Below are 20,785 nucleotides of genomic sequence, written 5' to 3' on the forward strand. Positions count from 1 at the left end.
CGAGGTGCCTGCATCGCGGGCAAGCCCGGCTCCCACAGAAAAGCCAGCTGCCACAAAAAGCGCGCTCCTGCAGTGGTTTCTACCCTTTAACCAAGGACTCTTATGTCGCGTCGTATCTCCCCCGTCATACCCGGCTTCGGGCTGACGCTGGGCTACACCGTGGTGTACCTCAGCCTGATCGTACTCATCCCCCTGGCGGCGATGTTTGTACACGCCGCTCAACTCACCTGGGATCAGTTCTGGAACATCATTTCCGCACCTCGGGTACTGGCAGCCTTGAAGCTGAGCTTCAGCACTGCGCTGTACGCCGCGCTGATCAACGGTGTGATCGGCACGCTGCTCGCCTGGGTGCTGGTGCGCTACACCTTCCCCGGGCGCAAGGTCATTGATGCGATGATCGACCTGCCGTTCGCTCTGCCCACTGCCGTCGCCGGTATCGCGCTCACGGCGTTGTACGCACCCAACGGCCTGGTCGGCCAGTTTGCCACCGACCTGGGTTTCAAGATCGCCTACACCCCCCTGGGTATCACCCTGGCGCTGACCTTCGTCACGTTGCCTTTCGTGGTGCGCACGGTGCAGCCGGTACTGGCCGATATCCCCCGGGAAATCGAAGAGGCCGCGGCCTGCCTCGGCGCCAAGCCGTTGCAAGTGTTCCGCTACATCCTCGTGCCGGCATTGTTGCCCGCCTGGCTGACCGGCTTCGCCCTGGCGTTTGCCCGAGGCGTGGGTGAGTACGGTTCGGTGATCTTCATCGCCGGCAACATGCCGATGAAAACCGAGATCCTGCCACTGCTGATCATGGTCAAGCTCGACCAATACGACTACCGCGGCGCCACCTCCATTGGTGTGCTGATGCTGGTGGTGTCCTTTGTCTTGCTGCTGCTGATCAACTTGTTGCAGCGGCGCATCGAACGTCCATAAGGAGGCGCGGAACATGTCCCAATCGTCTATTTGCGCCGCGTCCTCGGCCAACGCCGCCCGGCGTGGCAGCGCGACCTCGCGACGTATCCTGATCGGCCTTGGCTGGCTGGTATTTGTGCTGTTCCTGCTGCTGCCGTTGCTGGTGGTGGTGTCCCAGGGCTTGAAGAACGGCCTCGGCACGTTCTTCACCGCAATCCTTGAACCAGACGCGCTGTCGGCGCTGAAACTCACGGTGATCGCCGTGCTGATTTCGGTGCCGCTCAACCTGGTATTCGGCGTCAGCGCCGCCTGGTGCGTGAGCAAGTACTCGTTCCGTGGCAAGAGCATCCTGGTCACGCTGATCGACCTGCCGTTCTCGGTCTCGCCGGTGATCGCCGGCCTGGTGTACGTGTTGATGTTCGGCGCCCAGGGCTTCTTCGGGCCGTGGCTGCAAGACCATGACATCCAGATCGTGTTCGCCCTGCCGGGCATCGTGCTGGCGACCATCTTCGTCACCGTGCCGTTCGTGGCCCGTGAGCTGATCCCGCTGATGCAGGAGCAGGGCACCCAGGAAGAAGAAGCCGCACGCCTGCTGGGCGCCAATGGCTGGCAGATGTTCTGGCATGTCACCGTGCCGAACATCAAGTGGGGCCTGATCTACGGCGTGGTGCTGTGTACGGCGCGGGCCATGGGTGAGTTCGGCGCGGTGTCGGTGGTGTCCGGCCACATTCGCGGCGTCACCAACACCCTGCCGCTGCATGTCGAGATTCTTTACAACGAATACAACCACGTTGCCGCGTTTGCGGTGGCCAGCCTGTTGCTGATCCTGGCGCTCTTCATCCTGCTGCTCAAGCAGTGGAGCGAGAACCGAATCAACCGCCTGCGCAACAGCGCGGGTGAGGAATAAGTCATGTCGATCGAAGTCCGTAATGTCAGCAAGAACTTCAACGCCTTCAAGGCCCTGGACAGCATCAACCTGGATATCCAGAGTGGCGAGCTGGTGGCGTTGCTGGGCCCGTCCGGCTGCGGCAAGACCACGTTGCTGCGCATCATTGCCGGCTTGGAAACCCCGGATGCCGGCAGCATCGTGTTCCATGGCGAAGACGTCTCCGGCCACGATGTGCGTGATCGCAACGTGGGCTTTGTGTTCCAGCACTACGCGCTGTTTCGCCACATGACTGTGTTCGATAACGTCGCCTTCGGCCTGCGCATGAAGCCGAAAAACCAACGCCCCAGCGAAAGCCAGATCGCGAGCAAGGTTCATGAGCTGCTGAACATGGTGCAGCTGGATTGGTTGTCCGACCGTTACCCCGAACAACTCTCCGGCGGCCAGCGCCAGCGTATCGCCCTGGCCCGCGCCCTGGCGGTGGAGCCCAAGGTGTTGCTGCTCGACGAACCCTTCGGCGCCCTCGACGCCAAGGTGCGTAAAGAACTGCGCCGCTGGCTGGCGCGCCTGCACGAGGATATCAACCTGACCTCGGTCTTCGTGACCCATGACCAGGAAGAGGCCATGGAAGTCGCCGACCGTATTGTGGTGATGAACAAGGGAGTGATCGAGCAGATCGGTTCACCGGGCGACGTCTACGAAAACCCGGCCAGTGACTTTGTTTATCACTTCCTGGGTGACTCCAACCGCCTGCATTTGGGCGAAGACAAGCACCTGCTGTTCCGCCCCCACGAAGTGTCGCTGTCGCGCCATGAGCTGGAGGATCACCATGCGGCGCAGGTGCGGGATATCCGGCCGTTGGGTGCGACCACTCGCGTGACCTTGAAGGTGGAAGGCCAGAGTGAATTGATCGAGGCCGAAGTGGTGAAAGACCACGACAGCCTCACCGGCCTGGCCCGTGGCGAGACCCTGTTCTTCAAACCCAAAACCTGAGCCCAACACAAAACCCCTGTGGGAGCGGGCTTGCTCGCGAATGCGCAGTGTCAGTTGATACATTCATCACTGACCCACCGCATTCGCGAGCAAGCCCGCTCCCACATTTAGACCTCGCTTGGCTTAAGATCGCGGCGAGCCACCGGCCCCGAACGCTCTTCAATCTGCCGCTTGAGCTCATGCCGCAACCCCAGCAAAAACGCCAACTCCGCCACCACAAACAACGGCCCCACGATCAGCCCCGACACATCGTCCACAAACGCAGGCTTCCTGCCTTCGTAGTAGTGCCCGACGAACTGAATCACCCAGCCCACCACAAACATGCCCACGCCGCTGCTCAGCCACACCGCCGTGCTTTGCGCCGCCAGCACATGCCCGGCCCACACCGACAAACCCATCAGCACCGTCATCAACACGCCCAGGGCCAGTTCCAGGCGCAGGTAAAACCACGCCGAAAACAGCGCCAACAGCACCGCAGGTGACAGCCACAGCCCGCCCACCGACCATTCGGGGCGCGACAGCAGCACGGCCACCGCCACCACGATCAACGGAATACCGATGAAGTGGCTGGCAATGTTGCGTGGGTCGCGGTGGTACGCGGCGTATTGACTGAGGTGGTCGACGAGGCTTTTCATTGTTGTTCCTCCTGTAGGATGTTTGATCATGCCCTGTCAGTCGGTGCCTAACTGTCAACTGGGCGACAATCTTCGGAGTTCGCATGGACACAGGGACATGGCACGCACAATTGGCTCGCGGTCAGTGGTTCAGCCATTTGCCACCTGACTTGCAGCGTAGCCTGCTGGCGGCGGCGCGGTTGCGTGTGCTGACGGCGGGGCAGTACCTGTTCAAGCGCGGTGACCCGCCGTGCGGCGTGTATGCGGTGCTGGAAGGCACGGTGCGCATCAGCGCGGTCAGTGCCCAAGGCAAGGAAGCGGTGCTGAGCCTGGTGGAAACGCCCTACTGGTTCGGCGAGATCTGCCTGTTCGACAACCTGCCGCGCACCCACGATGCCCTGGCCACCGGCGCATGCAAGTTGTTGCAGGTGCCGCAGGCGGCGATGCTCGGCATCCTCGAACAGCGTCCGGTGTTCTGGCGGGAGATGGCCCTGTTGATGAGCCATAAACTTCGGCTGTCGTTGATCACTATCGAACAGATAAGCCTGATGCCCGCCTCAGAGCGGCTGGCCCATCGTTTGCTGATGATTGCCCAAGGCTATGGCGAAGTGGAGCAGGCGCGCCGCGTGCTGCAGCTGCCCCAGGAGGATCTGGCGGCAATGCTGGGCCTGTCGCGCCAGACCATCAACAGTCTGCTCAAGGCGCTGGAGCAACAGGGCATTATCGGCTTGAGTTACGGCGCCATCGAGATACGCGACCTCAATGGGCTGCAGCTGGCCGCGGGCCTATGAACCGCGATAGGTGGAGAAGCCGTAAGGGCTGAGCAGCAGCGGGATGTGGTAGTGCTGGTCGGCCTGCTTGACCTGGAAAATCACCGGCACCTCGGGGAAGAACGTCTCGCGGTTAGCCTTCTTGTAGTAATCGCCGGTCTTGAACACCACGCGGTACTCGCCCGGCTGCATGCTGCGGTTGGCCGGGAACAGCTCGGCGATGCGGCCTTGCTGGTTGGTCACACCTTCAGACAGCGACTGCCATTTATCGCCCACGTGCTGTTCCAGGGTGACATTGACACCGGCGCTTGGCAGGCCGTTTTCCAGGTTGAGTACGTGCACGCTCAGGGGGTTGCCGTCGGCCAGGGCCAGGTTGCACAGGCCGCTCAGGCTCAGTGCGGCAAGGGTCATGCTCAAGGTTTTCATCGCGAAGTCCTTTTGAGGGAAGTGGAATCAAGGGGTGATTTTCAAGCCCAGTTGCTCGGCGGCCTGCACGGCGCAGGCTTCATCCTGCGCGGCGCCACCGGCACCGGCGATGCCTAGCGCACCGACCAGTTCGGCGTCGGCAAACAGCGGCACGCCGCCGCCGAGCAACAGCAGCTCGGGCAAACTGTTGAGGTTGGCGGCCTCGGGGTTATTACGCGCCCGTTCGGCAAACAGCCGGGTCGGGGTTTTTGTCGACAGCGCCGTGTAAGCCTTGCGTTGGCTGGCGAGGCTGTTGTGCGGGCCGACACCGTCAGCGCGCAGGCCCAGCAACAGGTTGCCACCGCGGTCGAGGACGGTCAGCGCTGCGCTGCAGTGGGCCAGGCTGGCATCGGCCAGTTGGCGAGCGGTGTGCAAATCCAGCTCGGCGTGGCGGGGCAATTGTGGCGCCGCCTGGGCGGCGGTGGCCACGGCGAGGCTCAGGAACAAGGCAGTGCGGTACATAGTGAGGGCTCCAGAAAGCAGGCCGTCACGGTAACCAGCGGATGCGGACAAAAGCCGCACAATTGGATGACAGGTTTGTAATCAAACCCAGGGATGTGTGGTGGGTGTACCGGCCTCATCGCAGGCAAGCCCACACATGTGAACGCATTCCCCTGTGGGAGCGGGCTTGCCTGCGATGGCGACCTTTCAGCTGACGCCTATCTACCAGGCACCCCACAATCCAACTGTGGGAGCGGGCTTGCTCGCGAAGGCGGGCTGACAGTCAACACAGTTGGATTGTGTGTAGATCCATTGCTGCGGTAACGGCCACTTGGGGTTCCGCCCTGACGGCGGCTCACTTTTGAACAGCGCAAAAGTAAGCAAAACGCTCTTGCCCCACCACTCGGCACCTCGCTTAGGCTCGGTGTGCCCGTAATCCGCCAGTGATTTGGGGGGCCGCCACCACGCGCCATCCATGGCGCGGGGCGGCTAAACCGGCATCCCTGCCGGTTTACCCCCCAAATCACTGTCGAATTCCGGCCAGCGTGGTTTGACGGGGCGCTTAAGATCAAAATCAAAAGCAGATCAAGAGCGGCTCGCTTCGCATCGTGGTTACCGTCTGCTGCTACAGCCTACAAAGTTATGTAGATATCTATGCTCATCGCAGGCAAGCCACCTCCCACAGGATGTGAACCCATTCCCCTGTGGGAGCTGGCTTGCCTGCGATGAGGCCCTTGCTACTGCAACCCGTCGCGAAACTGCCCCGGCGTCATCCCTGTCCAGCGCTTGAACGCACGGTTGAAACTGCTGGTGTCGGCAAACCCCAGCAAATGGCTGATCTCGGCCAATGAGCAGTGCGGGTCGCGCAGGTGCAATAACGCCAGGTTTTGCCTGCACTCGTTAAGTAAGGCGTCAAACCGACACCCTTCATCGGCCAGGTGCCTTTGCAGGCTGCGCAAGCTCAAGTGCAGCGCTTGGGCGATGCGTTCGGCGCTTGGCTCGCCGTCTGGCAATTGCGCCTCGATGGCGGCGCGCACTTTGCGTTCCCAGGTCAGCGGTTGCAGTTGGGCGAGGGTGCGCTTGAGCACGGTTTCGTTGTGTTCGGCCAGCTCCGGGTTGGCGTCGTCCAGGTGGCTGTCGAAGTCGTTGGCGGCGAATTCCAGGCGGTCTTCGTCGGCGGCAAAGAATACTGGCGAGCGAAATACCGTGTGCCACGGCTTGGGGTCGGTGGGTTCCGGGCGCCGCAGGTAAACGGCCAATGGCGCATAGTCGCGCCCCAGGCGGTTGCGGCAGGTGCGTACGTAGATCGCCGCAAAGGCATCGATCGCTTCCGGCGCAGGCGCGGGGCTACCTGGGGGTTGGAGCAGGCGAAAACGGTAGATGTCGCCGTGGCGGCTCAGCTCCAGGTCCAGGGCATCACTGACCACCTGGTGATAGCGCACGATGCGCTCGAATACCTCGCGCAAGCTGCCGCTGGCCACCAATGCGTAACCCAGTGCATGAAAGGTGGTGGGGCTGACAAACCGCGACACCCGCAGCCCAATCGCCGGGTCGCCACTGGCCTGTACCGCCAGCGCCCATAAGCGCGTGGTGGCCGACAACCGGTAGCGGGCGTTGGGGTCGTCCATCTGCTGCGGGTCGAGCCCGGCCTCGGCGCACAGCGCGGCGCTGTCGAGGCCCAGGGCGTCGAGCTGCTTGCGCAGGGCGCGGGTCCAGCTGGCGAGGGACGTGGGTTCGGTCATGGCAATTGGCGCTTGTGGTCAACAGATTGGCGTGCGCGGCTAGCGTCCTGCGCTAGGGTTAGGTGCAGGATTCAGGCATCACTTCACAAGAGAATGGAAGCATGGACGGTACTTCTGCAAGCCCCCAGTCGTTGAACGCACAACAGCGTTCAGCGCACATCCGCGAGGTCGTGATGGCCGAAGGCGTGCGCCTGCGCCAGCGGCACCCCTGGTTGTTGCATCAGGATGCGCTGGGCGCGGGCATCCTGGCCTTTGCCCTGCTGGGCATGTTTGGCTCGGCAGCGCTCTATATCAGCGGTCATATGGCCTGGTGGGTGTGTCTGCTGCTCAATGCTTTCTTCGCCTCGCTCACCCACGAGCTGGAACACGACCTGATCCACAGCATGTACTTTCGCAAACAGCGCGTGCCCCACAATGTGATGATGGGCCTGGTGTGGCTGGCGCGCCCGAGCACCATCAACCCGTGGATACGTAGGCATCTGCACCTCAACCATCACAAGGTTTCGGGCACCGAGGCCGATATGGAAGAGCGCGCGATCACCAACGGCGAACCCTGGGGTATCGCGCGGTTGTTGATGGTGGGGGACAACATGATGTCGGCCTTGATCCGCCTGGTGCGCGCCAAGACCTGGCCGCACAGGGTCAGCATCCTCAAGCGCGTGCTGCTGGTGTATGCACCGCTGGCCTTGCTGCATTGGGGCGCGTGGTACGTCTTCCTGGGCTTTCATGCCGCCAATGGGATTGCCAGCCTGGTGGGCGCGCCCATTCAATGGTCAGCCGATACCTTGCAGGTGATGCAGGTGATCGATATCGCTGCGGTGGTGATCATCGGCCCGAATGTGTTGCGCACCTTCTGCCTGCACTTTGTCAGCTCCAACATGCACTACTACGGCGATGTGGAGCTGGGCAATGTGATCCAGCAAACCCAAGTGCTGAACCCCTGGTGGCTGTGGCCGTTGCAGGCGTTCTGCTTCAACTTCGGCAGCACCCACGGCATCCATCACTTCGTGGTGAAAGAGCCGTTCTACATCCGCCAGATGACCACCAAGGTGGCGCATAAGGTCATGGCCGAGATGGGGGTGCGCTTCAATGATCTGGGCACCTTTGCCCGCGCCAACCGCTTCGAGCGACGTGAGCAGGCACACAGCGATTTAGCTCACCTCAGCAGGCAATAAACGCCAGGGGCAAATCGCGAATCTGTTCGCGCACGGGCGGTTGGTAGTGGTCATCGCTGATCAGTTCGTGCAGCAGTTCTTCGCGCAGCTGGTGGAATTCAAAGCTGCTGCGCTGGCGTGGATGGGGCAGGGCGATGTCGACTATTTGCTTGATGCGCCCGGGCCTGGGCTCCATCACCACCACACGGTCGGCGAGGAAAATCGCCTCTTCCACATCATGGGTCACTAGCACTGTGGTGATCCTGGCGCGGGCGCGAATTGCCAACAGCTCATCCTGCATCTGCTGGCGGGTCAGCGCGTCGAGGGCGCCGAAGGGTTCGTCCAGCAACAGGATGCGCGGGCTGGCCACCAGGCCACGGGCAATCGCCACCCGTTGCGCCATGCCGCCGGAGAGTTGGTGCGGGTAGGCGCGGGTGAAGTCGGTGAGGCCCACCAGCTCGATAAAATCGTTGATGCGCCGCGTGCGCTCGGCCTCGCTCAGCGGCTCGTTGACCAAGCCCAGGCCGATGTTTTGCGCCACGGTCAGCCACGGAAACAGACGGTGCTCCTGGAACACAATGCCGCGTTCGCCGCCGATGCCGCTGACGGCGTTGCCATCCACCCGGATCTCGCCGCGATACTGCGTATCGAGCCCCACCAGCAGGCGCAGCAGGGTGGACTTGCCGCAACCGCTGGCGCCGACAATCGCGACGAATTCCCCTTCGGCCACCTCCAGGTTGAATTCACGGATGGCTTCCAGTTCGAAGCCATCGACGTCGAAGGACTTGCCCACATGGTTGAAGCTGACAATCGGTGCGTTCATGCGTGTCTCCAGCGAGTGGCGCGGGTTTCGAGGCGTTGGCCGAGCAGGTTGAGGGTAGCGCCGGTGAGGCCGACCAGCAGCATGCCGCTCATGATCAGGTCCATGCGCAGCAGCTGTTGGGCACCGATCATCAGGCTGCCGATGCCGCCATTGGAGGGCATGAAATATTCGGCGCCGAGGGTGCCCATCCACGCGTAGATCAGGCTCAGGCGCAGGCCGGCGAAAATCCCCGACGCGGCGCCCGGCAGCACCAAGCGGCGCAGGCGTTGCCAGAGGTTCAGGCGCAGCACCTGCGCGGCTTCGCGCAGCTGGGGCGACTGGTTGAGCACGCTGCGCTGGGTGGCGATAAACAACGGGAAGAAGGCGGCGAGGGCGATAAATACCCACTTGGCCAACTCACCCAGGCCGAACCAGGCGGTCAGCAGCGGCACCCAGGCAAAAATCGCAATCTGGCGCAGCGCGGACAAGGTTGGGCCGAACAGTCGCTCACTGCGCCGCGATAACCCCAGCCACAGGCCCAAGGCAAAGCCCAGGCTGCCGCCGAGCAGCAAGCCGCCCACGGCTCGGCCCAGGCTTTTGCCTAGGGCGGTGGTGAGGCTGCCATCCAGCGCGCCGGCCAGGGTGGTTTGCAGCACGGTCCAGGGGCTGACCAGAATGTTCGGGTCTACCCAGCCCTGTTGCGTCGCTGCCTGCCACAGCGCCAACAACAGCAAGGGTAACAACCAGGGCTGCAGGCGTTGCCAGCCTTCATAGCGTGGCCCGCGGCGGATCTGCGCGGTGGCGGGGTGCGGCCAGTGCACCCACTTGCGATCCAGCCAGCCGATGCCGCGGTCCATCACCACCCCCAGCACGCCAATGACCACGATGCACACGAAGACGATATCGAGCATGAACAACTGGCGTGCCCACACCATCAGGTAGCCGATGCCTTCACTGGAGGCCAGCAACTCCACGGCCAACAGGGAGGTCCAGCCGGCCCCCAGAGCCAGGCGCACGCCAGCCATGAACGCCGGCAGTGCGGCGGGCAGGACTAGGCGGCGGACCAACAAGTGGCCAGGCAGGCGCAGTATACGGGCGGCTTCGCGCAGGTTGGGCTGGGCGTCGCGAACGCCCACCAGGGTATGCAGGGTCACGGGCACCACGATGGCCTTGACCAGCACCACCAGCTTGAGGGTTTCGCCAATGCCGAAAAACACCATGAACAGCGGGATCCAGGCCAGGGTCGGCACTTGCGCCAGGGCGCTGAAGGTCGGGAATACCAAGCGCTCGGCGCGTGCACTGAAGCCCAGGAACGCACCCAGTATCGCGCCGGCACTGATACCGGCCAGCAGGCCCCAGAACAAGCGCTGCAAGCTGATCGCCAGATGGCTCCATAACTCGCCACCGGCCAACTCCACCGCGCTGCTCCACACCAGGGCGGGGGTAGGCAGAATCTGCTCGCTCATCCAATGATTGCGGCTGGCCAGCCACCATAAGGCAAACAGCGTGAGCGGCAGCAGCCACGGCAATAACCGCTGGCCCAGCTGCGGCCAGCGCGGCGCGACGCCTTTGGACGGGGCCGCCAGCGGCAGGCTCAGAAGTGAAATCCGGGCCATGGAAGACCTCCGAATGCGTTATGTGATTTCGATCTTACAAAAGCGTGATCAAGATGATTGCGAGCTAAAGAAAGTCATTTAAAGCCTCACGCCACCACGCATCCAATGCATTCGAAGAATATTTTCGATGCTGTTTGTGCATATCCTTCTGGAGGCTGCGTGTTAGCTCGCATAGTCCTAAAAGCTATTAAATTGTGAATTTATAGTATTTAAAGTTTTGTTCAGCTTGTGCCTACTTTTTGCTCCCCAGGCGACCGTCGCCCACCAGGAGCTGCGCTTATGAAACTGCCCTTTAAACGTTTGATCAGCCTGTTCGCCGGCACCGCCCTGGCCGGGTTGGTGCATGCCGCCGACCTCAAGGAAATCCGCATCGCCGTGCCCGACCTCAGTGCCGGCAGCCAACACAGTGGCGGTGGCATCACCGACGTGTTGCGTGAACAGCAGATCTTCGAAAAAGCCTTTGCCGACCAAGGCATCAAGATCCAGTGGAATTACTTCAAGGGCGCTGGCCCTGTGATCAACGAGGCCTTCGCCAACGGCCAGGTGGACCTGGCTTATCTGGGCGACCTGGCGGCGATCATCGGCCGCTCCAATGGCCTGGATACGCGGCTGCTCAGCGCCTCCGCACGGGGAGTGAAACACTACCTCGGCGTGGTGCCGGGCTCCGGCATCAAGACCTTGCAAGACCTCAAGGGCAAGCGCGTGGCGGTGTTCCGTGGCACGGCCAGCCAGTTGTCGTTCGACAGCGCATTGGCCAGCCAGGGCTTGAGCGAGAAGGACCTGAAGGTGATCAACCTGGACTTCAATGCGGCCGCTGCCGCCCTGGCCGCCAAGCAGATTGATGCCACCTGGGGCGGTTCCACCCTGACGGCGTTGCAGGCCAAAGGCTTGGCAGAGATACCGTTGACCACCAAGGACCTGGGCGATGCCGGCAGCATCCAGGCCGTGCTGGTGGGCAGCGCCAAGTTTGTCGATGAACACCCAGACGCCGTGGCCACGTTGCTCAAGGCTCAGCAGCAAGCGGTGCAGTGGTTGACCGATGACAATAACAAACAGGCCTACATCGCGCTGGTGTCCGGGCTGGCCAGTTACCCGCCGGTGATCCTCACCAATGATTTAAAGGACCAGAAACTCAGCGAAGTTTTCCCCTCCACGCTGGACCCGGTGTTCCTGGGCAAATTGCAGGATGCGGTGGACTTGGCGTCCAGGGAGAAGTTGATTCGCAAGTCGTTTCAGGTGAGTGATTGGGTGGCGCCTGGGTTGGTGGCGGCGGGGCTCTGATTTTGTTGTTGCCTGTACTGCCGTCTTCGCGAGCAAGCCCGCTCCCACATTTGGAATGCATTCCAACCTGTGGGAGCGGGCTTGCTCGCGAAGGGGCCCGTCAAACCGCCACACTCACCGGCTGACTATCCACCTCCACCAACATCTCAATCATCGCCTTCGCCGCCGGCGACAACCGCGACCCGGTGCGGCTGACGATCCCGCAGCGCGCACTCATTGTCTCCATGTGCTGCGGCAAGTTGCGCCAGTGCAGCAGCACCAGCGCTCCCTTGGCAATGTCCTCGGCAAAGGCCTCTTCAGTGCCGACGCCGATGGCATTGGTTTGCAGCACGATGCTCACCAGTGCCGGGAAGTGCTCGGTCTGGATACTCGGTGAAAAATCCATGCGCCCACTCAGGTTCGCCAACAGCTTGCGAATGCCCTGGGAGATGAGCGGCGCCGCCAGCGGGTAGTCGAACATGTCATTGGTGGACAGGCTGTCCTTGGCCAACAACGGGTGCCCAGGACGGCAGAAAAACACCCCGCGTTTGGGGGTGAGTGCGCGGGTCTGGAAATTCGGGTCGGCCTCGAACTGACGAATGTCAGCGATAAAGAATTCGATCTCTTCACGGCTCAGGCGGCGGCTGAGGGTTTCCCAGTTATCCACTTGAAACGTGGTGCGGATTTTCGGGTGGGCGTTGATAAACCGCGCCACCGCATCCGGCACCAGTTTCACCGCTGGCGCCGGGCCGCAGCCGAAGCGCAGGTCGCCGGCGTCGAGCTTGGTCATGCGCGTCACTTCACTGCTCAGTAGCGCCGCGCCATGCACCAGGCTCAGGGCGTGCTGCAACACCACCTGGCCTTCCGGCGTGGGGCGCAAGTCCTTGTGGCCACGGTCTACGAGCACGCAACCGAACTCCTGTTCCAGCCCCTGGATGCTGCGGCTGAACGCCGGTTGGGTGATGCCCATGGCGTCCGCAGCGCGCACGAAACTGCGGTGTTCGTTGAGGGCGATGAAGTAGCGCAGTTGGCGAAGATCCATATGCTTTCCCGGCATTTTAAAAATAGGTCGAAGGCATTTGCGACCGAGCAAGCTGAGGTTTTAAATGCATGCTCTTATTCCGTCAACGAAGCATTTATTCATTTGCTAGACCTAAATCGCATATGAATAGAGCGTTGCTGGAAGCTTCCCCCCACCGTTTCGCAGGCACATGAGGGTCATCACAATGAGCAACGCCGCATTAGCCGTTCAACCCATCGCCCACGCACTCGATATTCACCCGGTAGCCGGGCGGATCGGCGCCGAAATCCGTGGCATCAAACTGTCCGGTGAGCTGGATGCCGCCACCGTCGAGGCCATCGAGCAGGCGCTGGTGCAGTACAAGGTGATTTTCTTTCGCGAACAAACCCATCTCGATGACCAGAGCCAGGAAGCCTTTGCTCACCTGCTCGGCGAGCCGATCGCCCACCCCACCGTACCGGTACGAGACGGCACGCGGTTCCTGATGGAGTTGGATGGCACCCGTGGCCAGCGCGCCAATTCCTGGCACACCGACGTGACCTTCGTCGATGCGTACCCAAAGGCCTCGATCCTGCGTTCGGTGCTGGCGCCTGCTTCCGGCGGCGACACCGTATGGGCCAACACCGCCGCTGCCTACAACGACCTCAGCGTGGAGCTGCGAGCATTGGCTGACCACCTCTGGGCGGTGCACAGCAACGAATACGACTATGCCGCCCGCAAGCCGGACGTGGCGGTGGAGAAGCTTGAGGAGTACCGCAAAGTGTTCACCTCCACGGTGTACGAAACCGAACACCCGGTGGTGCGCGTGCACCCGGTCAGCGGTGAGAAAACCCTGCTGTTGGGGCACTTCGTCAAACGCCTGAAAGGCTACTCTCAGGCGGAGTCGGCGCAGTTGTTCAACCTGCTGCAAGGCCACGTCACCCGCCTGGAAAACACCGTACGCTGGCGCTGGAACACCGGTGATGTGGCGATCTGGGATAACCGCGCCACCCAGCATTACGCGGTGGACGACTACGGCACCCAGGAACGCATCGTGCGCCGGGTCACGCTCAAAGGGGATGTGCCGGTGGGGGTGCAGGGGCAATCAAGCAAAACCACTAAAGGTCTCTAAGCCGGGTGAAGATTAAAAATGTGGGAGCGGGCTTGCTCGCGAATGCAGTGGGTCAGTTGATGAATTCGTCGACTGACACTGCGCATTCGCGAGCAAGCCCGCTCCCACATTTGGTTTGTGGTGTTTACCAGACTCCGATTTTCACCACTTTCTCTGCCTCTGGCTCACCATAACGAAACCACTGCCCACGCAGTTCAACTTCCGTGTGGCTGATGGTAGTGCGCCGCTTCAACCCGCGTAGCCAGTCGAACAGATAGCCCAAGTGAGTTTCGCGCACCTCGGCATAGGCCGGATCGCTGCCCAGGTCGTGCAGTTCTTGCGGGTCGTTTTCCAGGTCGAACAGCTGCGGGCGAAAGCCGTCGTATGCCAGGTATTTCCAACGCTCGCTGCGCACCATGGTCATGCGGCAACGGTCGATGGGCTGTTCCAGTCGCTCGCGAGCCGGGGCCTGGAAGGCGTAGTCGTATTCGGCAATGGCGTAGCGGCGCCAGCTGGGTTGCTCGCCCTGCAGCAATGGAATCAATGAGCGGCCTTCCAGGCGATGGTCGGCGGCGGGCAAGCCCAAGGCGTCGAGGAAGGTGGGCAGGGCGTCGATGGTTTCCACCAGGCGCTCGTCTACGGTGCCGCGGCTGATATCGGCGCTGGCACGTGGGTCGCGCACGATCAGCGGTACACCCACCGCAGGCTCCAGCAAGAATTCTTTTTCACCGAGGAAATGATCGCCGAGGAAGTCACCGTGGTCGCTGGTAAACACGATCAGCGTGTCGTCCCAGCGGCCAGTGCCTTGCAGAAAATCAAACAGCCGCCCGAGTTGATCATCGATCTGTTTGATCAGCCCCATGTAGGTGGGCACCACCGTGAGGCGCACCTCGTCACGGGAAAAGTTCACGCTCTCCTGGTGTTGGCGGAATGCCTGGTACACCGGATGGTCGCTGGTGTGTTCCGGTTGAATCGGCGCCTGCACATGCTCGGCGCCGTACAGCGCGTGATAAGGCGCCGGCGCGATGTAGGGCCAGTGCGGCTTGATATACGACAGGTGCAGGCACCACGGCTGTTCACCTTGCTCGTCGATAAAGTCGATGGCGCGGTCGGTGGTGTAGACGGTCTCCGAATGCTCTTCGGCCACCCGTGCGGGCTTGCCGGCGTTGCGCATGTGCCAGCCGCTGAGCACTTCGCCGTTCTCACCTTCGGCGGCGTTGGCCCATTCATGCCAGGGGTTGCGGCCGCTGTAGCCGTGATCGCGCAAGTACTGGGTGTAGGGTGCGGACTCGCGCTTATCGTCGAACAGCGGGCTGTCGGGGTAGATGCCGTCGTGACGCAGATACGCGTCGAAGCCGACTTCATTGAGCGGCTCGGCCTGGGCACTGTCGGGGTCTATCTGCAGGCGCTGCAAGGCCTCAAGGTTCGGCGTGGCGTGGGTCTTGCCCACCAGGGCGGTGCGGATGCCGTGGGGGCGCAGGTAGTCGCCGATCGTCAGCTCTTCGAGCGGCAGTGGCACTGCATTCCACGCCACCTGATGGCTGCTGACATAGCGCCCGGTGTAGGCCGACATACGCGACGGGCCGCAGATGGTGCCCTGTGTATAGGCCCGACTGAAACGCACGCCTGCGGCGGCCAGGCGGTCGATATTCGGCGTGTGCAGATGGGCATGGCCGTAGCAGGACAGGTAGTCGCGGCGCAGTTGGTCGCACATGATGTAGAGCACGTTGCGCACGGGTTTTGGTTCAGACATGGGGGTTTACCGGACGGAGGACAGAAGCGTTTTTTCGCCGTTCGCAGGGGGGGCTGGCAAGTGCATTTGAGGTCTGGATTTTATGCAGGGAATGCATGGGTGTGGCGGCTGGCGTCATCGCAGGCCAGCCAGCCTGACACTCCGCGATCCAACTGTGTGGCTTGCCTGCGATGACGGCCAGCCAGCCGACACTCATCTACCTGACGCCCCACGATCAACCTGTGGGAGCGGGCTTGCTCGCGAAGGCGGCCTGACAGCCGACCGGGATGTTGGATCAGACCGAGTACCTATCCGTTATTTAGGTAACGGCCACTTAGGGTTCCGCCCTGACGGCGGGTCACTTTGGAAAAGCCGGAATGCCGGCCCAGCCCAAAGTAACCAAAGGGCTCTTGCCCCACCACTCGGCACCTCGCTTGGGCTCGGTGTGCCCGTAATCCGCCAGTGATTTGGGGGGCCGCCGCCACGCGCCATCCATGGCGCGGGGCGGCTAAACCGGCATCCCTGCCGGTTTACCCCCCAAATCCCTGTCGAATTCCGGCCAGCGTGGTTTAACGGTGCGCCTGAGATCAAAATCAAAAGCAGATCAAGAGCGACTCGCTTCGCATCGTGGTTACCTTGCTGCTGCAGCCCACAGGTTGTGTAAATAGCAATGCCGTGATGACGCTTCATCAGATGGCAACATTTTCCAGTGCGCACACTTCCTCATCCAACTCATCAATCTCCTTGATCTGCTCAATCATCGCCTGCGCCAGCGGCGACAACCGATACCCCGCGCGGCTGACGATCCCGTAGCGGGTGTAGCGCTCCTCCAGGTTTTCGTCCAATCCCTCAATCTGCAAACACACCAGTTCGCCGCGCGCCATGTGCAGCACGTCGCTGTTGGCGCTGACGATGCCGATGGCGTCCGAGCGCAGTACCACGCCCATCAGGCTGTAACCGTTTTCGCATTCCACATTGGGTTGGTAATCCGGCCGGCCGCTGAGGTCGACGATGACTTTGCGCAGGTTCGGCGGGCGGATGGTCACTGCTAGCGGGTAGCTCATCAGCTCGGCGGCGCTGACGCTGTTGTGCGTTGCCAAGGGGTGGCCGGCGCGGCAGCAGAAGTGCCAACGGCGCGGGCGCAGGCGGTGGGTGTGGTAGTCGGGGTTGGCTTCGAAGTGGCGGGTGTCGGCGACGAAGAATTCGAACTCTTCGCTGAGCAGGCGCTTGCTCAGGCTTTGCCAGTCGTCCACCTGGAACTGCACGCGGGCCTTGGGGTAGCGCCCGATAAAACTGCCGATGGCACGCGGGACTAGCCCAGCTGCCGGCGCGGGGCCGCAACCGAAGCGCAGTTCACCGGCTTCCAGGCCGTTGAACTGGCTGATTTCGTTGGCCAGTTGTTGTGCGCCGCTGACCAGGCGCCGTGCGTGCTCGAGCAGCACCTGGCCTTGCTTGGTGGGCGCCAGGTCTTTGCGGCCACGGTCCACCAGTTGGCAGCCGGCGCTGTGTTCCAGAGCCTGGATGCTACGGCTGAACGCCGACTGCGACAGGTTCACCGCTGCGGCTGCCGCGACGAAACTGCGCTGTTCGGCGAGGGCGATGAAGTGGCGAAGCTGGCGCAAGTCGATATGCATTTTTCACATCAAAAATATCCGGGAAATGCATTGGCTATGCATTACGTCGACTCCTTATAAAGGCTATCTCTTATGCAGTAAATGTTCGTAAAAACATAAATAAATAACCTTTAGGAATATGAGGCGACGAGTATTCCGGGGTTCTGGAGCCGCTTATGAGTCTGTTCAAGTCCTTGCCCCTGGCGATGTTGGTGGCCGGCAGTACCAGTTGGTCGCCGGCCCAGGCCGCTGAAAACCCCGCGCCTGCCGGCAAGGGCGAAAGCGCCAGTGGCCAACTGGAAACTGTCACGGTCACTGCCCGGCGGCGGACCGAAAGTGCCCAGGCGGTGCCGACGCCCATGAGCGTGGTCGGCGGCCAGGCCCTGGAAACCCAGCGGGTGTACCGCATCCAGGATTTGCAGCAACTGGTGCCCAGCGTCAACGTCGCCTATATGCATGCGCGCCAGTCCAGCGTGTCGATCCGCGGCCTGGGCAACAACCCGGCCAGCGATGGCCTGGAAGGCAGCGTGGGGCTGTATATCGACAACGTCTACCTGGGGCGCCCGGGCATGGCGGTGTTCGACCTGATGGACATCGAGCAGCTTGAGGTTTTGCGCGGTCCCCAGGGCACGTTGTTCGGCAAGAACACCACCGCTGGCGTGATCAATATCAGCACCCGCGCGCCGAGTTTTACCTCAGAGCGCAGCATCGAAACCTCCCTGGGCGAGGACGGTTATTTCCAGACCAAGGGCACGATTTCCGGCCCCCTGACCGATGAGCTGGCAGGGCGTTTCTCGGCCTATCGCACGCGCAGCGACGGCGACATCAAGAATGAACACGACGGCCATGATTTGAACGGCGGCTCACGCCAGGGCTTTCGTGGGCAACTGTTGTACAAGCCCAACGAAGCCTTCAACCTGCGCTGGATCGGCGACTACAACGAAGAAGACTCCAGCGCCGGCACCCGCGTGCTGTACAGCACCGGGCCGACCATCAATGGCACCAACCTGTATCAATCCCGGGCCAACGCGGCAGGCGCCACCCTGGTGGACGGCACTCATCGCAAGGTCAACCTGGACAACGACCAGCATGTCACGGTGTTCCAGGGCGGTACGTCGCTGGAAGCCAACTGGACGCTGCCCAGCGACTTCACCCTGACCTCGGTGAGTTCGTACCGCTGGTGGAATTTCACCCCACGCAACGATGACGGCCTCAATGTACCGGCGTCGTATAACGCCGGGGTTTCGGTGGAAGATAAGCAGTGGTCCCAGGAGTTTCGCCTGGCGTCGCCCAGCGGTGGCTTCTTCGATTACGTGCTCGGCGCCTACTACTTCGGCTCCGACCTGGATAACAAATCCTTTGCCTACTACGGGCCCAAGGCCGATATCTGGAACGGCACGCCCGCCGGTGCGTTGAGCAACGTGAGCAGTGTGGGCAACGGGCATATCCGCACCGACAGCTTCGCGTTGTTCGCCCAAGGCACCTGGCACCTGACCGAGCGCCTGGATTTCACCGCCGGTGTGCGCGGCACCTACGAAGAGAAAAGCGCCTGGGTCACGCGCAATGCGCCGGTCGGTGGCGCGGCGGTCAGCGGGGCTGCCGCCACGGCGCGGCGTGGGCGTACCGGGGCCTATGATTCGGGCGACCTGTCGCAATACAGCGCCACGCCGTCGGGGCTGCTCAACCTCAGTTATCACTTCAATGAAAACCTGCTGGGCTACGCGACGCTGTCCCATGGCGAGAAGTCCGGTGGTGTGAACCTGGCGGTGGGGTCTGCGCCAACAGCCGGAGCCGACTCGTTGCTGATCGGCACCGAGCGCGCCAACAACGCCGAGCTGGGCTTCAAGAGCACGTTGTGGGACCGCCGCCTGCAGCTCAATGCCAACCTGTTCTGGACCCAGGTCAACGGCTACCAGACCAACGCCTACGACCAGGACAACCGCGTGCAGTACCTGACCAACGCCGGCTCGGTGCGCTCGCGGGGCGTGGAAGTGGAAAGCACCCTGGTGCCGATCAAGGGCCTGACCCTGAACATCAACGGCTCCTTCAATGACGTGACGTACCTGTCTTACAAGGATGCGCCATGCCCGCCGGAAACCAGCCTGCGCCCCGGTGCGCCGGCGTCCTGCGACTTGAGCGGCCATCAGGTGGTGGGCGCGTCCAAGTGGATTGCCAACGCCAACGGCGAGTACAAGTGGAACCTGGCGAACGGCTTCGAACCCTACGTCACCGCCAGCTACGCGTTCCGTTCCAAGGCGGTGGGCACGGTGGAAGATTCCGACTACGGGCAGATCCCGGCGTATGCGGTGGTCAACCTGTCGACCGGTTTGCGCGGCGACTATGACCAAGGGCAGTGGGATGTGTCGCTGTGGCTGAAAAACGCCTTCGACAAAACCTACTACACCACCCTGTGGACCGGCGGTAACGGCGGTTACGAGGGCCTGCTGGGCACGCCGCGTACCCTAGGCGTGACTGGGCGCTACGACTTCTAGATCAGTGCGATAGGTGGCCGGGCTGAACACCCGCGTCACCAGCAGCATCGCCACCGCCGTCACCGTCAGCACCACCCAGGCACTGACAAAGTGGCCGGTAAGCTCGCGCAGCCAGCCGGTCAGCCATGGCGAAATCGCATTGATCAAAAAGCCCACGCCTTGCACGAACGCAGCCAGTTGCCCGGCTTGGCGTGGGTCGCGATGGTGGTCGAGGGTCAGCAGCAGGCTCAGGGCGAAACAGGCGCCCAGGCCGAAGCCGCACAAGGCCACCCATAGGTGAGGATATTCCTGCGGCGCAATGATCAGGCCCAGGTAGCCAATGGTTTGCGCCAACAGGCTGATGCTGAGCAATGGGCGACGGTCGATACCGCGTTGCGCCAGCACCGGCATCAGCAGGGCGGCAGTCACCTGAAAAATCGTCATGAACGCCAGCAATGAACCGCTGGGCAGCACGCCCCAGCCCAGTTGCTGATAGTAGGCAGGCAGCCACGCGACCATGCTCATATAGCCGCAATTGACCAGGCCGAAATACAGCGCCAGCAGCCAGGCGCGGCGGTTGCGCAAGCCCTTGAACGCAGGCGCCTGCTGTGGGTTTCGCGCCGCGCCCAGCGGCAGCCAGGCCCACAGCAGCAACGCCCCCAGCGCCGGCAGGAGCCACACACCCAATCCCGCCTGCCATTGCTGAAAGTGCGTGGCCACCACCGGGCTGAGCAGCGCCGCCAGCCCACCGCCGGCCATCAGTGAGGCCGAGTACACCCCCATCGCCACCGGCACACGGTGATGGAACTCGCGCTTGATCATCGCCGGCACCAGCGCCTGGATCAGCGCCACGCCCGCGCCGCCGAGCAGCGCGGTAACCAGCAGTGCCGAAGCCTGGCCCATCAGCCAGCGCGCCAGGCACGCCAGCAGAATCATCAACAAGCCCAGGGCGATGCCACGCCGTTCGCCCAGGCGAGCCTCCACGCTCACGCCCACCAGTGCCACCAACCCCATGCAGATCACCGGCAGGCTGGTGAGCAAGGCACTGCTCTGAAAGCTCAAGCCGGTGGCCTGGCGAATCTCACCGAGCAAGGGGCTGATGGAGCTGAGGATGGGGCGCAGGTTCAGGCCAAGCACCACCAGCAGGCCCCAGCCGGCAAGTCGTCCGGCGAGTGTCGTGTTCAGCGTCATGGAAGGCAGGGTCCGCGTGGGCAA

18 protein-coding genes are annotated in these 20,785 nt (G+C 62.4%); 8 read left to right on the top strand and 10 right to left on the bottom strand.

Features of this window, described 5'->3' with window-relative positions:
• The first annotated feature begins 102 nt into the window (after positions 1 to 102).
• The 3 genes from cysT to N2A98_RS01090 are packed head-to-tail and all read left to right on the top strand — an operon-like array spanning position 103 to position 2,779.
• Positions 103 to 921, top strand: coding sequence for a sulfate ABC transporter permease subunit CysT (gene cysT / locus N2A98_RS01080; protein WP_032894195.1), 819 nt, complete (start codon positions 103 to 105; stop codon positions 919 to 921).
• Positions 922 to 934: 13 nt separating this feature from the next.
• The gene (gene cysW, locus N2A98_RS01085; RefSeq protein WP_044271338.1) at positions 935 to 1,807 is read left to right on the top strand and encodes a sulfate ABC transporter permease subunit CysW; all 873 of its coding nucleotides are present in this window, start codon (positions 935 to 937) and stop codon (positions 1,805 to 1,807) included.
• Between the two features lie 3 nt (positions 1,808 to 1,810).
• Positions 1,811 to 2,779, top strand: coding sequence for a sulfate ABC transporter ATP-binding protein (locus N2A98_RS01090; RefSeq protein WP_032894194.1), 969 nt, complete (start codon positions 1,811 to 1,813; stop codon positions 2,777 to 2,779).
• A 107-nt stretch (positions 2,780 to 2,886) separates the two neighbouring features.
• Here the strand turns inward: N2A98_RS01090 and N2A98_RS01095 are convergent, their stop codons facing one another.
• Positions 2,887 to 3,414 (bottom strand): Mpo1-like protein, encoded by a 528-nt coding sequence (locus N2A98_RS01095; RefSeq protein ID WP_069557421.1) that lies wholly within the window; start codon positions 3,412 to 3,414, stop codon positions 2,887 to 2,889.
• Positions 3,415 to 3,497: 83 nt separating this feature from the next.
• Between N2A98_RS01095 and N2A98_RS01100 the strand changes: the two genes are divergently transcribed.
• The gene (locus N2A98_RS01100; RefSeq protein ID WP_078802288.1) at positions 3,498 to 4,184 is read left to right on the top strand and encodes a Crp/Fnr family transcriptional regulator; all 687 of its coding nucleotides are present in this window, start codon (positions 3,498 to 3,500) and stop codon (positions 4,182 to 4,184) included.
• On the opposite strand, the gene uraH is transcribed toward N2A98_RS01100, so the two are convergent.
• The 3 genes from uraH to N2A98_RS01115 form a co-directional block, all read right to left on the bottom strand.
• Positions 4,179 to 4,589 (bottom strand): hydroxyisourate hydrolase, encoded by a 411-nt coding sequence (gene uraH / locus N2A98_RS01105; RefSeq protein ID WP_014716425.1) that lies wholly within the window; start codon positions 4,587 to 4,589, stop codon positions 4,179 to 4,181. The two genes, N2A98_RS01100 and uraH, sit on opposite strands and share 6 nt — an antisense overlap.
• 27 nt (positions 4,590 to 4,616) lie before the next feature.
• Positions 4,617 to 5,090 carry a heme-binding protein gene (locus tag N2A98_RS01110; RefSeq protein ID WP_044271345.1) on the bottom strand — a complete coding sequence of 158 codons (474 nt, stop codon included), beginning with the start codon at positions 5,088 to 5,090 and terminating at the stop codon, positions 4,617 to 4,619.
• A 716-nt stretch (positions 5,091 to 5,806) separates the two neighbouring features.
• Positions 5,807 to 6,811 (bottom strand): AraC family transcriptional regulator, encoded by a 1,005-nt coding sequence (locus tag N2A98_RS01115; protein WP_069558905.1) that lies wholly within the window; start codon positions 6,809 to 6,811, stop codon positions 5,807 to 5,809.
• A 101-nt stretch (positions 6,812 to 6,912) separates the two neighbouring features.
• Here N2A98_RS01115 and N2A98_RS01120 point away from each other — a divergent pair, with 101 nt between their 5' ends.
• On the top strand, positions 6,913 to 7,986 hold the full coding sequence (locus N2A98_RS01120) for a fatty acid desaturase (RefSeq protein ID WP_047712307.1): 1,074 nt from the start codon (positions 6,913 to 6,915) through the stop codon (positions 7,984 to 7,986).
• Here N2A98_RS01120 and N2A98_RS01125 read toward each other — a convergent pair.
• Together N2A98_RS01125 and N2A98_RS01130 are read right to left on the bottom strand one after the other, a co-directional pair.
• Positions 7,973 to 8,788 (bottom strand): ABC transporter ATP-binding protein, encoded by an 816-nt coding sequence (locus N2A98_RS01125; protein ID WP_047712308.1) that lies wholly within the window; start codon positions 8,786 to 8,788, stop codon positions 7,973 to 7,975. The two genes, N2A98_RS01120 and N2A98_RS01125, sit on opposite strands and share 14 nt — an antisense overlap.
• Positions 8,785 to 10,383 carry an ABC transporter permease gene (locus tag N2A98_RS01130; RefSeq protein ID WP_275622912.1) on the bottom strand — a complete coding sequence of 533 codons (1,599 nt, stop codon included), beginning with the start codon at positions 10,381 to 10,383 and terminating at the stop codon, positions 8,785 to 8,787. Before N2A98_RS01130 ends, N2A98_RS01125 begins: the two co-directional genes overlap by 4 nt.
• Before the next feature lie 279 nt (positions 10,384 to 10,662).
• Between N2A98_RS01130 and N2A98_RS01135 the strand changes: the two genes are divergently transcribed.
• A complete protein-coding gene (locus N2A98_RS01135) occupies positions 10,663 to 11,664 on the top strand; it encodes an ABC transporter substrate-binding protein (protein ID WP_014716431.1) in 1,002 nt (333 codons plus the stop codon).
• A gap of 100 nt (positions 11,665 to 11,764) precedes the next feature.
• Here N2A98_RS01135 and N2A98_RS01140 read toward each other — a convergent pair whose 3' ends face one another.
• A complete protein-coding gene (locus N2A98_RS01140; protein ID WP_098949861.1) occupies positions 11,765 to 12,685 on the bottom strand; it encodes a LysR family transcriptional regulator in 921 nt (306 codons plus the stop codon).
• A 184-nt stretch (positions 12,686 to 12,869) separates the two neighbouring features.
• On the opposite strand from N2A98_RS01140, the gene N2A98_RS01145 reads away from it, so the two are divergent.
• Positions 12,870 to 13,775, top strand: a complete 906-nt coding sequence (locus N2A98_RS01145) for a TauD/TfdA family dioxygenase (RefSeq protein ID WP_078802292.1) — start codon at positions 12,870 to 12,872, stop codon at positions 13,773 to 13,775.
• 124 nt (positions 13,776 to 13,899) lie between these two features.
• On the opposite strand, the gene N2A98_RS01150 is transcribed toward N2A98_RS01145, so the two are convergent.
• Both N2A98_RS01150 and N2A98_RS01155 read right to left on the bottom strand, forming a co-directional pair.
• A complete protein-coding gene (locus tag N2A98_RS01150; RefSeq protein ID WP_275622913.1) occupies positions 13,900 to 15,507 on the bottom strand; it encodes an alkaline phosphatase family protein in 1,608 nt (535 codons plus the stop codon).
• Positions 15,508 to 16,175: 668 nt separating this feature from the next.
• The gene (locus tag N2A98_RS01155; RefSeq protein WP_275622914.1) at positions 16,176 to 17,120 is read right to left on the bottom strand and encodes a LysR family transcriptional regulator; all 945 of its coding nucleotides are present in this window, start codon (positions 17,118 to 17,120) and stop codon (positions 16,176 to 16,178) included.
• A 155-nt stretch (positions 17,121 to 17,275) separates the two neighbouring features.
• On the opposite strand from N2A98_RS01155, the gene N2A98_RS01160 reads away from it, so the two are divergent.
• Complete coding sequence (locus N2A98_RS01160) at positions 17,276 to 19,591, top strand: TonB-dependent receptor (RefSeq protein WP_275622915.1); 2,316 nt, start codon at positions 17,276 to 17,278, stop codon at positions 19,589 to 19,591.
• Here the strand turns inward: N2A98_RS01160 and N2A98_RS01165 are convergent.
• Complete coding sequence (locus N2A98_RS01165) at positions 19,562 to 20,761, bottom strand: CynX/NimT family MFS transporter (RefSeq protein WP_275622916.1); 1,200 nt, start codon at positions 20,759 to 20,761, stop codon at positions 19,562 to 19,564. The two genes, N2A98_RS01160 and N2A98_RS01165, sit on opposite strands and share 30 nt — an antisense overlap.
• Between the last annotated feature and the right edge of the window lie 24 nt (positions 20,762 to 20,785).

The sequence above is a fragment of the Pseudomonas sp. FJ2-5-13 genome, assembly GCF_029201605.1.
GTDB lineage: Bacteria > Pseudomonadota > Gammaproteobacteria > Pseudomonadales > Pseudomonadaceae > Aquipseudomonas > Aquipseudomonas lactis.